We start from the raw sequence: 13,741 nt of genomic DNA on the forward strand, positions 1-13,741 counted from the left end.
CGCGATGCGCAAGGGAGGGAGCTGTAGCCCCTCCCCTTTGGCGCAGCCAAGGGGGAGGTTGGGAGGGGGTGGTTTGGCCGTCGCTTGGGCTCGTGAATCGACCTTCCTGCAAAGAGCACCCCTCCCCAACCCTCCCCTGCGCGATGCGCAAGGGAGGGAGCTGTAGCCCCTCCCCTTTGGCGCAGCCAAGGGGGGAGGCTGGGAGGGGGTGGCTTTGGCTGTTGCCTGGGCTCATGGATCAACGTTCCTGCAAAGAGCCCCCCTCCCCAACCCTCCCCTGCGCGTTGCGCAAGGGAGGGAGCTGTGGCCCCTTCCCGTACGCAGCCAACGAGCAGGGCCGGCGGGGGTGGGGCTTGAGCCGACCGTCAACCGCGCGGGCCGCCCATCACCGGCAGGATCGCGCCGCTGATATAGCTGGCAGTAATCGGGGAAGCGAGGAACACATACGCCGGCGACACTTCCTCCGGCTGCGCGGGGCGTCCCATGTCACTGTCCTTGCCGAACTCGGCCACGTCTTCAGCCACCTTGTCTGCGGGGTTCAGCGGGGTCCATACCGGCCCCGGCGCGACGCAGTTGACGCGTATGCCGCGCGGCAACAACTGGCTGGCCAGGGACTTGGTGAACGCGTGGATCGCACCCTTGGTCGCCGCGTAATCGATCAACGATCCACTACCAAACAGACCGGTCTCCGAGCCGGTGTTGATGATGCTGGCGCCCTCGCCCATGTGCAGCAGTGCCGCCCTTGCCATGTGGATGTAGCCGGCGATATTGGTCTGCAGGGTCTCCTGCAGGTGCTCGTCGCTCAGATCTTCCAGGTGATGGCAGTGCAGCTGGAAGGCCGCGTTGTTGACCAGGATGTCGATACCACCAAACGCCTTGGCCACCTGCTGCACCGCGTGGTCGCAGAACGCCGGATCCCGCACGTCACCGCTGATCGCCAGGCTGCGCTGGCCTTCCTGCTCGATATGCCCGCAGGTGACCTTGGCATCTTCATGCTCACTCAGGTACAGCACGGCAACGTCGGCGCCTTCGCGGGCGAACAACACGGCCACCGCCCGGCCTATGCCGGAATCACCCCCGGTGATGATGGCGCGCATGCCTTTCAGTTTGCCGCTGCCCTTGTAGGCCTGGGCCAGATAGCGCGGTGCGAGCTGCAGATCATGCTCGTTGCCCGGCTTGGCCAGTTGCTGCGCTGGCAGCTTGCTGGGTTGGCGGCGAGCGCCGGCCTGCACACTGCCGTGATGTTTGGGCGTGGCGCTGCGCAGTTTCTCCTGTTGCTGCAGGTCTTCCTGCAAGCGGCGTTGCCGACTGGCGGTGCGTTGCGCCGCGCTGTCGACGGACGGTGCGGCGGCCTTCTTGGCGGCTTTTTTTCGTGGTGCAGCCTTGCTGACTGCGGGCGTCTTCTTGCTGGTTGCCATGACGTTCGCCTCCCGCTCATCCACCGGCATGGCGCGCGCAGTGCTCGCAGCAATAGGTGGCGCCGTTTGCCTCCACGCCATGGCCGATCACCGCACATTGGCAATGCGCACAGCGCGGTGCCATCGCGTGGATCGCGCATTCGAAGGAATCAAACGTGCCGGTAGCCTTGCCCTGGGTGACAGTGAAACTGTTGGCGTAGTTGTTGCCACAGACGTCGCAGGTAGCCATTGCGGTGCCCCTTTCGCTATCAGGTGGAGCCCGCAGTGTAGGCAGGCGCAAGGTCGGTGCCAGTGAAATACGCGTGGACGGGATGTGTATTTCATCCGCTGCAAACAGCGCTGCGGTAATGCTGCCAACCACACCACCGCCGCCGGAGTCCGCCATGCACCGCCTGATTGCCGTGTCCGCCACCGCCCTGATCCTGTCTGCCTGCAGCACGGCGCAGCTGAATACCATCCAGCCCATCGATGGCATCGTCTCCGGGCAATGCCACACCGACATGGTGCGCGGCGCGGTGGGCCTGGCCGCAGCACCCGATACCGTCGAAAAAGCGCGCGTGGACAGCGACAGCCTGCAGGTGAACGTGGTGCGCGGTCGTGACCAGCCCGAGGTGTTGCCGTCGATCCAGGCGCCGGCCACGTCCAGCGGCGGTGAACGGTTGACCATCGAGGTGGGCCGCACCAACAACATCACTGCGATGCGCTGCGGCTGACGGCACCGGTACCGCGATGGGCGGCGCGCAGGAAACGCAGTGCCGCCGCTTCCCATTGCCTTGGCCCCCGCAATGAACGCAGCCGCAGCAGCTGGCCCTGGCGCCAGCCATCGAATACACAGGGGTCGATATAGGCCTTGCGGCACACCGCCGGGGTATTGCCCAGCATCGCCGCAACCGCTGCAATCACCTGGTTCTGCATGGCTGTCAGGGCCTGCTCGCCGCCCCCGTCGGGCAGCGGCAGCTGCGCCAACTCGCGCAGCGCCACCAATGTACCGCCCCAGGTGCGGAAGTCCTTGGCGCTGAAGGTGTCACCCGTGGTGCGGCGCAGGTAATCATTGACATCGGCCGAGTCCACCGGCCGCAGTCGGCCGTTGTCGTCGCGGTACTGGAACAGCAACTGCCCTGGCAATTGCTGGCAACGCTGTACCAGCCTGGCGAGCTGCGGGTCATCTATATGCAGGGCCTGCAGCTGCCCGGACTTGCCGTTGAAACGCAACTGGGCGCGGCCGCCCCGTATCTGCAGGTGCTGGTTGCGCAGGGTGGTCAGCCCGTAGGAGCGATTGCTGCGGGCATAGGCATCGTTGCCGATCCGACCCAGAGTACGGCCCATCACCGCCACCACGATCGCGATCACCTTTTCGCGTGGCAGGCCGGGCAGTTTCAGGTCGGCCCTTGCCTGCCGGCGCAGGTCCGGCAGGGCCTTGCCGAAGGCGACAATGCGATCGAACTTGTCAGCACTGCGCATACGCACCCAATCCGGGTGATAGCGGTACTGCTTGCGCCCACGCGCATCGCGGCCGCTGGCCTGCAGATGGCCGTTGGCCTGCGCGCAGATCCATACCTGCGTATAGGCCGGTGGAATTGCCAGCGCGCGGATGCGCTGCAGCGTGGCTGCCGCCCTGACCGCGTGTCCGCGTGCATCCACATAGCGGAAGCCGCGTCCGCTGCGGATGCGGCGTATACCCGGCTCATCGTCACTGCTGTGGCGCAATCCGGGTGCGTTGTATGCGGCCATTGCGGACCTCCCGTTGCGGCTGCGCTCGGCAAGTATCGCGCGGCCCAGTGCGACGCAGCGTCAACAATCCCTTGTCTTGGCTATATGCTTGGGCTGACCATCAACACCCTGGAGTTCCGATGCAATTCCCGTCGACGCCGCGCGCACTGCGCCGCCCCGCCGCCCTGGTTGCCACCGCTGCGCTGCTGCTGTCGCTGAGCGCCTGCAAGGGCCCGGCCCCGGAAGAGCAGGACGAGGCGCTCAGCCAGGCACAGCAGGCCGCGCAGGCCGCTGCCTCCACTGCCGATGCCACCCCGCCGCCGCCGGCCAGCTGCGACGCCAGCCAGGTACAGGGCCTGGTCGGCCAGCCTTACGCCGAGTCCATGCTGGCCCAGGCCAAGGAAGATGCCGGCGCCACCGACGTACGCGTGCTCAAACCCAACCAGCCGGTGACCATGGAGTTCATCGGTGAACGCCTGAACATCGAAATCGATGAGAAAGGTATGGTCAGCGGCCTGCGCTGCGGCTGATTTTTGTATAGCCAAAGCCTTGCCGGGCAAGGCTTTGGTTGCGCTCGCAACGATGTATTGCGGCGCTGCAACAGCTGTGATTTAGTCGAACCATCCGGTGACCTCAAGGTGCGCTCCTGAACGAGCACGTTGTGTCATCGGGTGGGCGCGAGGGCGCTTGGGTCAGGCGAATACGCCGCAACGGCGTGCGTCGGGTCTTACCCCAACGGCACGTGCGGCAGCACGGCGCGATCCATCCGATGCATGACGTGCTCAGCGAGCGGGCGGGAGTGTCGCCGCTCACCTGAATCGCATCGAGGCACAGATGGCAGTCCGCACTCCGCAAGGCCTTTACGACCCGCAAGACGAACGCGATGCCTGTGGTTTCGGCATGGTCGCCCAACTCGACGACCAACCCTCGCGTCTGCTGGTGGATACCGCCATCGCCGCGCTGTCGCGCATGACCCACCGCGGTGGCGTTGCTGCCGACGGGCTCACCGGTGACGGCTGCGGCCTGCTGCTGCGCAAACCCACCGTCTTCCTGCGCCAGCTGGCCGAAGAGGCCGGCATCGTGCTGGGGCCGAACTTCGCTGCCGGCGTGGTGTTCCTGCCGCACGACGCGGATGCGGCCCAGCGATGTCGCGACGAACTGGATGCACAGCTGTGCGCCGCCGGCTGCCATCCGCGCGGCTGGCGTGAAGTGCCCACCGACGACAGCGTCTGCGGCCAGCTGGCACGCGACACGCTGCCGAAGATCGAACAGGTGTTCGTCGATGCCGATATCGAGCAGAGTGCCGAACAGTTCGCACTGGCCCTGTTCATGTCGCGCCGCCGCAGCGAACAGGCCCTGCGCGATGTCGCCGACTACTACGTCACCACGCTCAGCGCCGAGGCCATCAGCTACAAGGGCATGGTGCTGCCGGACAAGCTGAGCACCTTCTACCCCGATCTGCAGCGCCACGAGCTGGCATCCAGCGTGGTGGTGTTCCACCAGCGCTTCTCCACCAACACCATGCCACGCTGGCCGCTGGCGCATCCGTTCCGCATGCTCGCCCACAACGGCGAGATCAACACCATCGAAGGCAACCGCCACTGGGCGCAGGCGCGCAGCAAGGTGTGGAAGACGCCGAAGTTCGACATCGCCGAGCTCGACCCGGTGATCTCGATGCACGGCTCCGACTCGCAGAGCATGGACAACATGCTGGAGCTGATGGTGGCCGGTGGCATGGAGCTGATCCAGGCGCTGCGCATCCTGGTGCCGCCGGCAACCCAGTCGCTGGAGTTCAAGGACGCCGACCTCGCCGCGTTCTACGAGTTCTACGGCTTGAACAGCGAGCCCTGGGATGGCCCGGCCGGCATCGTCGCCTGCGACGGTCGCTATGCCGCCTGCACCCTGGACCGCAACGGCCTGCGCCCGGCGCGCTGGATGCTGACTTCCGACCGCCACTTCCTGGTCGCCTCCGAAGCCGGCGTCTGGGAAGTGCCGACCGAGCGCGTGGTGCGCAAGGGCAAGCTGGGCCCGGGCCAGATGATGGCCATCGACCTCAAGCGTGGCGACCTGCTCGATTCGGACGCCATCGACCGCATCAACCGTGCACGTGCGCCGTACAAGCAATGGCTGCACCAGGGCGTGACCTACCTGCAGACCGAGCTGATCGATCCCTCGCTGGCCGAGGAGCCGTTCGACGAGGCCACCCTGCGCAGTTACCACAAGCTGTTCCAGCTCACGACCGAGGAACTGGAACAGGTGCTGCGGCCGCTGGCCGAAACCGGGCAGGAAGCCACCGGCTCGATGGGCGATGACACCCCCATCGCCGTGCTCAGCCGCCACACCCGCCCGCTGTACGACTACTTCCGCCAGGCTTTCGCGCAGGTCACCAACCCGCCGATCGATCCGCTGCGCGAAGAGTGCGCGATGTCGCTGACCACCCAGCTCGGCAAGGAGACCAACATCTTCCACGCGGCGGCGGAGACGGTGAACCACGTCATCCTCAACTCGCCGGTGCTGAGCCAGCGCAAGCTGCGCCAGCTGCTGAAGATGGAGCAGTACGTCGAACGCAATCGCCTGATCGACCTGTCCTACAGCGTCGAGGAAGGGCTGAAGGCCGGCATCGAGCGCATCTGCGCCGAGTGCGAACAGGCCGCGCGCGATGGCGTGGTGATGCTGTTGTTGTCCGATCGTTACCCGGTTGCTGATCGGCCGATGGTGCATGCACTGCTGGCGACCAGCGCCGTGCATCATCATCTGTCCAAGGTTGGCCTGCGCTGTGAGGTCAACCTGATCCTGGAAACCGGCACCGCCCGCGATGCGCACCACATGGCCTGTCTGCTGGGCTTTGGTGCGACCGCGGTGTATCCATACCTGGCCTACCAGACCCTGTTCGACCTGGGCCGGCGCGGCATCCTGCAGTTGAAGAAGGGCGGTGAGGTCTCGCAGATCGGCCGCAGCTACCGCAAGGGCATCTACAAGGGCCTGAGCAAGATCATCTCCAAGATGGGCATCTGCACTGTCGCCAGCTATCGCGGCGCGCAGCTGTTCGAGATCGTCGGCCTCGATCCGGACGTGGTTGAACTGTGCTTCCCGGATACCGCCGCGCGCATCGGCGGCGTGGGCCTGGCACGCCTGGATACCGAGGCACGCGAGCTCACCGTGCGTGCCTGGAACGATCTGGCGCAGCCGGAAGTCGGCGGCCTGCTCAAGTATGTGCATGGCGGCGAATACCACATGTACAACCCGGACGTGGTGATGACGCTGCAGCGCGCCTCACGCACCGGCGATGCCGCCGATTGGCGCAAGTACATGGACGCAGTGCATTCGCGCCCGACCTCGGCGCTGCGCGACCTGCTGCAGCTCAAGCCGGCGGCAACGCCGGTGCCGCTGGACGAGGTGGAACCGGCCGAAGCGCTGTTCAAGCGATTCGACACGGCTGCGATTTCCTTGGGCGCACTGTCACCGGAAGCGCATGAAGCGCTGGCGATAGCGATGAACCGCCTTGGCGGCCGTTCCAACTCCGGCGAAGGCGGCGAAGATCCCGCCCGCTACGGCACCGAGAAGCGTTCCAAGATCAAGCAGGTGGCCTCCGGTCGCTTTGGCGTCACTGCTGAGTACCTGGTGAATGCCGAAGTGCTGCAGATCAAGGTCGCACAGGGCGCCAAGCCCGGTGAAGGCGGCCAGCTGCCCGGCCACAAGGTCAATGAACTGATCGCACGCCTGCGCTATGCCAAGCCCGGCATCGGCCTGATCTCGCCGCCGCCGCATCACGACATCTATTCGATCGAAGACCTGGCGCAGCTGATCTACGACCTGAAGCAGGTCAACCCGGACGCGCTGGTGTCGGTGAAGCTGGTCTCGCATGCCGGCGTCGGCACCATTGCCGCAGGCGTGGTGAAGGCCGGCGCCGACCTGATCACCGTGTCCGGCCATGACGGCGGCACCGGTGCCTCGCCGATCAGCTCGATCCGCTATGCCGGCGTGCCGTGGGAACTGGGTGTGGCCGAGTCACACCAGGCCCTGGTCGGCAACGACCTGCGCAGCCGCACCATCCTGCAGACCGACGGTGGCCTGAAGACCGGCCTGGATGTGGTCAAGGCCGCGCTGCTCGGCGCCGACAGCTTCGGCTTCGGCACCGGCCCGATGATCGTGCTGGGCTGCAAGTACCTGCGCATCTGCCACCTCAACAACTGCGCCACCGGCGTGGCCACCCAGGACGAGCGCCTGCGTGCCGGTTACTTCACCGGCCTGCCGGAGCGCGTGGAGAACTTCTTCCGCCTGCTGGCCGAGGAAGTGCGCGAGTGGCTGTCCTACCTGGGCGCGCGTTCGCTGGATGAAATCGTCGGCCGCACCGATCTGCTGCAACAGCTGGAAGTGTCGCCGCGCGAAGGCGTCAAGGTGGATCTGTCGCGGCTGCTCGCGCCTGCGCATTACGAAGGCGCGCACTGCGCCGCGCAGCGCCTGTACCAGTCGCCGGACAGCCTGGCCACGCAGATGGATGACCTGTTGGCCGATGCCATCGCCAACAAGCGCGGCGGCGAACACCGCTTCCTGATCCATAACACCGACCGCTCGGTGGGCACGCGCCTGTCCGGCACCATCGCCCGCGCGCATGGCAACCACGGCATGGACGAGGCACCGCTGAACCTGCGCTTCCGTGGCACTGCCGGGCAGAGTTTTGGTGCGTTCAACGTTGGCGGCCTGAACCTGGAAGTGGAAGGCGAAGCCAACGACTACGTCGGCAAGGGCATGGCCGGCGGCCGCCTGGTGGTGCGCCCACCGCGCGGCGCGCGCTTCGAGGCGCGCAACACCGCCATCATCGGCAACACCTGCCTGTATGGCGCCACCGGTGGCGAGCTGTTCGCCGCAGGCCGCGCCGGCGAGCGCTTCGGCGTGCGCAACTCCGGCGCACTGGCGGTGATCGAAGGTGCCGGTGACCACTGCTGCGAGTACATGACCGACGGTGTGGTCGCAGTGCTTGGCAAGGTCGGCCTGAACTTCGGCGCCGGCTTCACCGGTGGCCTGGCCTATGTGCTGGATATCGACCGTGATTTCGTCGACCGCTACAACCACGAATTGATCGACATCCATCGCATCTCGGCCGAAGGCTTCGAGAACCATCGCCAGCACCTGCACACCCTGATCGGCCGCCATCGCGAATTGACCGGCAGCATCTGGGCGCAGCAGATCATCGACGAGTTCCGCGACTACGTCGGCAAGTTCTGGCTGGTCAAACCCAAGGCCGCCAGCATTGAATCGCTGGCCGAGTCGCTGCGCCGCGCCGCTTGACGCATTGTCTCCCTCTCCCGCCTGCGGGAGAGGGCCGGGGTGAGGGCAGCTTCAAGAGCCCCCTCATCCGCCCCTCCGGGGCACCTTCTCCCGCAAGCGGGAGAAGGGCTCCTCCAGACGCCACGAGTTCCCATGAGCCGCAAGCAAGCCTTCCAGTTTCTCGATCTGCCCCGCACCATGCCGCAGCGCATTCCGGTGGAATTGCGCACGTCCGGCGATTGGGGCGAGCTCTACGGCAAGTTCGACAAGGCCGACGCGCAGTACCAGGCCGGCCGTTGCCTGGACTGCGGCAACCCCTACTGCAGTTGGAAGTGCCCGGTGCACAACGCCATCCCGCAGTGGCTGCAGCTGGTGCAGGAAGACCGCATCCACGAGGCGGCGACGCTCTGCCATTCCACCAACCCACTGCCGGAAGTCTGCGGCCGCGTCTGCCCGCAGGATCGCCTGTGCGAAGGCAGCTGCACGCTGGAGGAATTCGGCGCGGTCACCATCGGCGCGGTCGAGAAATACATCGTCGATACCGCCCTGGCTACCGGCTGGAAGCCTGACCTGCATGCGGTTGAGAGCACCGGCAAGCGTGTTGCCGTTGTGGGTGCAGGCCCTGCCGGTCTGGCCTGCGCTGATCGCCTGGCGCGTGCCGGCGTGCAGGCGGTGGTGTTTGACCGCTACGAACAGATCGGTGGCCTGCTGCAGTTCGGCATTCCCAGCTTCAAGCTGGACAAGAGCGTGATCGACCGCCGCCGCGAGATCCTCGAAGGCATGGGCGTGCAGTTCCGCCTGGGCGTGGAGATCGGCCGCGACATCAGCATCGAGCAGTTGCAGGCCGACTACGACGCGGTGTTCCTCGGCACCGGTGCCTACCGTTACACCGACGGTGGCCTGATCGGCCAGGACCTGAAGAACGTGCTGCCGGCGCTGCCCTTCCTGGTGCAGAACAGCCGCATTGTCGGCGGCAACGATCCGCAGGGCCGGCCGATTGCCGGCTGGGAAGACCAGATCGCCCTGCCCGACCTCAACGGCAAGCGTGTGGTGGTGCTGGGTGGCGGCGATACCGGCATGGACTGCGTGCGCAGCGCGATCCGCCTGGGCGCGGCCAAGGTGACCTGTGCCTACCGTCGCGACGAAGCCAATATGCCGGGCTCGGCACGCGAAGTGGCCAACGCCCGCGAAGAAGGCGTGCGTTTCCTGTTCAACCGCCAGCCGCTGGCGATTGAAGCCGGTGCCGATGATGAAGTGATCGGCGTGACCGTGGTTGAGACCGCGTTGAGCGAGCCGGACGCCAATGGGCGCCGCAATGCGGTGGCGATTGATGGCAGCGAGTCGCTGCTGGAAGCCGACGTGGTGATCATCGCCTTCGGCTTCTCGCCGACGCTGCCGGAATGGTTGGCATCGCAGGGTGTCGAAGCCAGCAACAACGGCCGCATCATTGCCGGCGGTGCTAGCCGTCTGCCCTACCAGACCCACAACCCCAAGTTGTTTGCCGGCGGCGACGCCGTGCGCGGTGCGGACCTGGTGGTGACGGCAGTTGCCGAAGGACGGGATGCCGCAGCCAGCATCCTGCAGTTGATCACCCGTCAGGCAGCGGCGGCATAAGTCGCGGCGCTAAAAGCACCCCTCCCCAACCCTCCCCTTGGCTTCGCCAAAGGGAGGGGGCAACAGCGGTAGTGCCGAGCCATGCTCGGCAGAGGCTTTCCCGGCGAAACGCGAAGCCCTCCCCAGCCCTCCCCTTGGCTTCGCCAAAGGAAGGGGGCCTGGTACCGCGCCATGCCCGGCAATTCCGTAGCCCGGGTAAGCGCAGCGCACCCGGGGGGGGTTTCACGCATTGTCCGCGGGTACATCACGCTTACCCGGCTACGTGAATCCTCAGGCCGGCTGCGCGCGCAACAGTTGATGCAAGGTACTCTTCAACCTGCGGCCTTCCTCACGCAGGTAGTCACGCTCATCACGCCATGCGGGAAAGCGCGCCTCCACCTCGGCCCAGAACGCCGGCGAATGATTGGCCTGCAGCAGATGGCATAGCTCGTGCACCAACACGTACTCGAACGCAGACGGGCGCGCCAATACCAGGGCCAGATCCAGCGCCATCGAACCATCGGGCGCCAGCGATCCCCATTGCGAGGACATCACCTTGGGCCGCAACCGCGTGGGTGCCCTGCCCAGCCCCGGCAGATAGCGCGGCAACCATTGGCCAACGTCGGCACGCACCTGTACTTCATAGAACTCACGCAGCCCGCGGCGCAGGGCCGGCTCGCCCGCCCGTGCAGGTAACTGGATGCTCACCGCATCCGCCGTCGCCTCGATGCGGGTGAAGCGCCCCTCCTGCCACTGCACCGGCAACAACGCCCCGCGCAACGGCAACACGCCGGGCTGACGCAGTTGCAGCGCAGGTGCCAGCAGACCATCGCCGCCCAGCCGCGCCAGCTGCTGCTGCAACCATTGCCGGTTGGCGTGCAGGAAACGTTCGCCGGACACCAGGCTTGCGCGCAGCGGCATGGTCAGACGTGCGCCGCGCTCATCGACGCTGAGCTTGAGCCGGCGCGCACGCGGATCGCGCACACGCAGTACCTCGATCTCGGCATCGTCCAGACGCAGCCGCACCGTGTCGCGCTGGATCACCGGCGCGGCGGGCGTAATCAGACGACGGAACAGACTGGCCATATGCCCAGCATAGTCCCTACCCGGTTACGAAACCGGGTAGGTCAGCAACGGGTTCAGCTGTCAGCCTTGCTCAGCTTGAAGGCCTGCTCCAGCAGCAGGAACAGGCGGCGGATTTCGCCACTCTGCAAGGCAAAACGCGCATCCAGTTCGGCGCGGCGGCCTTCCTCGTCGATGTGCTCGAGCTGGTCCAGCGCGCCATCGAGGAACTTCAGCTTGCGCACGATCAGGTCGTCACCCAGCACGAAGGACAGGTTGTCCTCAAACACCAGTGCCAGCTTGGTGACCTGTTTGCCGGCATCCAGGTGCTTGTCGATCTCGTCGCAGCGCAGCTCCTGGTGCTGGCACTTGACCACCGCGCCGCCCTCGGCCGGGTCCTTCATCTCGCACTCTTCGCCCAGGCTCAGGCCTTCGGGCAGCGGCTCGCCCGCGATCCATGCGGTCAGGATCGAGCGCGGCGCGACTTCGGCATTCAACGGCATCGCCGGGAAGCTGCCCAGCATGCCGCGGATGTCGCTCATCACGTTCTCGCCGGTCTTGCGGCTGGAGCTGTCCACCGCCACATAGCCGTGCTGCAGGTCCAGGAAGGCGTCGGTACGCGAGCTCTTGACGAAGGCGCGCGGCAGCAGTTCGTGCAGCAGGTCGTCCTTCAGGCGCTTGCGCTCGCGGCCACCGGGCTTGCGGCCTTCCTTCTCTTCGATTTCTTCCAGCTTGCGGGCCAACAGGTCATTGACCACCACGCTGGGCAGGATCTTGTCTTCACCGCCCACGGTCAGCCACAGCGCATCGCCGATGCGGTGCGAGAACTGGTTCTTCTCTTCGCGGCCGAACGGCGAGATGAAACCGCGCGAAGTCATTTCCAGCGCACCGACCGGCTTGAGCACTACCTGCGGCAGCAGCGTGTCGACCTCGGAAAAATCAATGGAAGTAGGGAAACGGAACAGCGTGAGGTTCTTGAAAAACATGGATGTCCTATTTCGAATTCAGAGTCCGGGCTGGTCTTCCCATTGCAGGAAGGGGCCCATCAAGCGGATGGATGAGGCCTGCTGCCGCGCCTGCGGTCAGCGCGTAACCACCTGACCTCAGCCCAGCCCTTCTCCTTGCGGGGGAATGGCTTCCTGATCGTCCTGCCTGTCGCCACCTGCCAACCACGCGTGGGCATCGGGCAGTTGTGCGTCGTCACGGCGGCCCAGCGCCATGAAGTCGAACAGCTTGGGGTCAGCCAGCTGCGAGGGGCGGATATCGCCCAGCGCGCGCGAGATCTGCTCGATGCGGCCGGGGCTGTCCTTCTCCCACTGCTTCATCATCAGGCCCACCTGCTTGCGCTGCAGGTTTTCCTGGCTGCCGCACAGGTTGCACGGGATGATCGGGAATTGGCGGGTGGTGGCGTAATCAATGATGTCCGCTTCGCGCACATAGGCCAGCGGGCGGATGACCACGTGCTTGCCGTCATCGCTGCGCAGCTTGGGCGGCATGCCCGAGATCTTGGAATGGTGGAACAGGTTCATGAAGAACGTGGCCACCATGTCGTCGCGGTGGTGGCCCAGCGCGATCTTGGTGAAGCCATTGGCTTCGGCATAGGTGTACAACGAGCCACGACGCATGCGCGAGCACAGCGAACACATGGTCTTGCCTTCCGGGATCACCCGGCTGACCACCGAATAGGTGTCCTGCTCGATGATGTGATACGGCACACCGATCGATGCCAGGTATTCGGGCAGCACGTGTTCAGGGAAGCCCGGCTGCTTCTGGTCCAGGTTCACCGCCACCAACTCGAAGGGCACCGGGGCTTTCTTCTGCAGCTGCAGCAGGATGTCCAGCAAGGTATAGCTGTCCTTGCCGCCGGACAGGCAGACCATCACCTTGTCGCCGGCCTCGATCATCCCGAAGTCGGCAATGGCCTGACCTACCTGACGGCGCAGGCGTTTGTTGAGTTTCTGGTGTTCGCGTTCGGCCACGCGCGGATCGCGGGCCCGCGGTGCGGGATCGGGCAGGGGAATGACGGCGCTCATTGCCGCCATTCTACCGGCTCACGGCCGCCCCCTCTCACAGCGGCCGGCAACTGTGTATGCTCGGCCCTCGTGGAGACCATGACGCCCGCCGAAATCAGCCAGCGCATCACCGTCCTGCGGGCCGAGCACCGCAGCTTGGACGAGTGCATCGCGCGCCTGGCCGCCAACCCTGACGACGAGCTGGAAGCCAAGCGCCTGAAGCGGCGCAAGCTGCAGCTCAAGGACAGCATCTTCAAGCTGGAATGCATGCTGATCCCGGACGAGCCGGCCTGAACAGGCAGCCCCCCGTCATGTAGTGCCGAGCCATGCTCGGAAGGGGCTTGCCCAGCGAAAAGCTCACCCCTCCCCAACCTTCCCCTTCGCTGCGCGAAAGGGAGGGAGCAACAGCGGTAGTGCCGAGCCATGCTCGGCAGGGGCTTTCCCGGCGAAAAGCACCCTCACCCCCACCCCTCTCCCGCTGGCGGCAGAGGGACTCGGAGTTATCGCGGCCAGAGAATTCCCCAAACCCTCCCCTTCGCTGCGCGAAACGGAGGCAGCAACAGCGGTAGTGCCGAGCCATGCTCGGCAGGGGCTTGCCCGGCGAAAAGCACCCTCACCCCAACCCCTCTCCCGCTGGCGGGAGAGGGGCTCGGAATTATCGCGGCGAGAGAATTCCCC

The 13,741-nt window shown here is 65.8% G+C and carries 11 protein-coding genes; 5 read left to right on the top strand and 6 right to left on the bottom strand.

Annotated features, from left to right (window positions below):
* Positions 1-365: 365 nt before the first annotated feature.
* Positions 366-1,418: an SDR family oxidoreductase gene (locus U2949_RS14020; RefSeq protein ID WP_293711537.1), complete on the bottom strand. Its 1,053-nt coding sequence runs from the start codon at positions 1,416-1,418 to the stop codon at positions 366-368.
* Between the two features lie 16 nt (positions 1,419-1,434).
* Positions 1,435-1,803, bottom strand: a complete 369-nt coding sequence (locus tag U2949_RS14025) for a hypothetical protein (RefSeq protein WP_321288390.1) — start codon at positions 1,801-1,803, stop codon at positions 1,435-1,437.
* On the opposite strand from U2949_RS14025, the gene U2949_RS14030 reads away from it, so the two are divergent.
* Positions 1,802-2,131 (top strand): hypothetical protein, encoded by a 330-nt coding sequence (locus tag U2949_RS14030; protein WP_293711531.1) that lies wholly within the window; start codon positions 1,802-1,804, stop codon positions 2,129-2,131. The two genes, U2949_RS14025 and U2949_RS14030, sit on opposite strands and share 2 nt — an antisense overlap.
* Here U2949_RS14030 and U2949_RS14035 read toward each other — a convergent pair.
* Positions 2,109-3,149: a DNA topoisomerase IB gene (locus U2949_RS14035; RefSeq protein ID WP_293711528.1), complete on the bottom strand. Its 1,041-nt coding sequence runs from the start codon at positions 3,147-3,149 to the stop codon at positions 2,109-2,111. The genes U2949_RS14030 and U2949_RS14035 overlap by 23 nt on opposite strands.
* Between U2949_RS14035 and U2949_RS14040 the strand changes: the two genes are divergently transcribed.
* From U2949_RS14040 to U2949_RS14050, 3 genes are all read left to right on the top strand, one after another.
* Positions 3,140-3,658, top strand: coding sequence for an I78 family peptidase inhibitor (locus tag U2949_RS14040; protein WP_321288394.1), 519 nt, complete (start codon positions 3,140-3,142; stop codon positions 3,656-3,658). The genes U2949_RS14035 and U2949_RS14040 overlap by 10 nt on opposite strands.
* 304 nt (positions 3,659-3,962) lie before the next feature.
* Positions 3,963-8,417 carry a glutamate synthase large subunit gene (gene gltB, locus U2949_RS14045; protein ID WP_293711523.1) on the top strand — a complete coding sequence of 1,485 codons (4,455 nt, stop codon included), beginning with the start codon at positions 3,963-3,965 and terminating at the stop codon, positions 8,415-8,417.
* Between the two features lie 132 nt (positions 8,418-8,549).
* The gene (locus U2949_RS14050) at positions 8,550-10,010 is read left to right on the top strand and encodes an FAD-dependent oxidoreductase (RefSeq protein ID WP_293711520.1); all 1,461 of its coding nucleotides are present in this window, start codon (positions 8,550-8,552) and stop codon (positions 10,008-10,010) included.
* A 270-nt stretch (positions 10,011-10,280) separates the two neighbouring features.
* On the opposite strand, the gene U2949_RS14055 is transcribed toward U2949_RS14050, so the two are convergent.
* The 3 genes from U2949_RS14055 to ttcA form a co-directional block, all read right to left on the bottom strand.
* Positions 10,281-11,075: a M48 family metallopeptidase gene (locus U2949_RS14055; RefSeq protein WP_293711518.1), complete on the bottom strand. Its 795-nt coding sequence runs from the start codon at positions 11,073-11,075 to the stop codon at positions 10,281-10,283.
* A gap of 53 nt (positions 11,076-11,128) precedes the next feature.
* Positions 11,129-12,037 (bottom strand): recombination-associated protein RdgC, encoded by a 909-nt coding sequence (locus tag U2949_RS14060; RefSeq protein ID WP_293711515.1) that lies wholly within the window; start codon positions 12,035-12,037, stop codon positions 11,129-11,131.
* Between the two features lie 117 nt (positions 12,038-12,154).
* Positions 12,155-13,072, bottom strand: coding sequence for a tRNA 2-thiocytidine(32) synthetase TtcA (ttcA, locus tag U2949_RS14065; RefSeq protein WP_407654192.1), 918 nt, complete (start codon positions 13,070-13,072; stop codon positions 12,155-12,157).
* A 90-nt stretch (positions 13,073-13,162) separates the two neighbouring features.
* On the opposite strand from ttcA, the gene U2949_RS14070 reads away from it, so the two are divergent.
* Positions 13,163-13,357, top strand: a complete 195-nt coding sequence (locus U2949_RS14070) for a YdcH family protein (protein ID WP_321288400.1) — start codon at positions 13,163-13,165, stop codon at positions 13,355-13,357.
* The last annotated feature ends 384 nt before the right edge of the window (positions 13,358-13,741 follow it).

The organism is Alcaligenes phenolicus, assembly GCF_032063905.1.
GTDB classification, from domain to species: domain Bacteria; phylum Pseudomonadota; class Gammaproteobacteria; order Burkholderiales; family Burkholderiaceae_B; genus Alcaligenes; species Alcaligenes phenolicus.

Excerpts from the sequence above, each read along its gene's own strand:
- U2949_RS14020 (WP_293711537.1), bottom strand. The coding sequence starts at position 1,418 with ATGGCAACCAGCAAGAAGACGCCCGCAGTCAGCAAGGCTGCACCACGA.
- U2949_RS14030 (WP_293711531.1), top strand. The coding sequence starts at position 1,802 with ATGCACCGCCTGATTGCCGTGTCCGCCACCGCCCTGATCCTGTCTGCC.
- U2949_RS14025 (WP_321288390.1), bottom strand. The coding sequence starts at position 1,803 with ATGGCGGACTCCGGCGGCGGTGGTGTGGTTGGCAGCATTACCGCAGCG.
- U2949_RS14040 (WP_321288394.1), top strand. The coding sequence starts at position 3,140 with ATGCGGCCATTGCGGACCTCCCGTTGCGGCTGCGCTCGGCAAGTATCG.
- U2949_RS14035 (WP_293711528.1), bottom strand. The coding sequence starts at position 3,149 with ATGGCCGCATACAACGCACCCGGATTGCGCCACAGCAGTGACGATGAG.
- gltB (WP_293711523.1), top strand. The coding sequence starts at position 3,963 with ATGGCAGTCCGCACTCCGCAAGGCCTTTACGACCCGCAAGACGAACGC.
- U2949_RS14050 (WP_293711520.1), top strand. The coding sequence starts at position 8,550 with ATGAGCCGCAAGCAAGCCTTCCAGTTTCTCGATCTGCCCCGCACCATG.
- U2949_RS14055 (WP_293711518.1), bottom strand. The coding sequence starts at position 11,075 with ATGGCCAGTCTGTTCCGTCGTCTGATTACGCCCGCCGCGCCGGTGATC.
- U2949_RS14060 (WP_293711515.1), bottom strand. The coding sequence starts at position 12,037 with ATGTTTTTCAAGAACCTCACGCTGTTCCGTTTCCCTACTTCCATTGAT.
- U2949_RS14070 (WP_321288400.1), top strand. The coding sequence starts at position 13,163 with ATGACGCCCGCCGAAATCAGCCAGCGCATCACCGTCCTGCGGGCCGAG.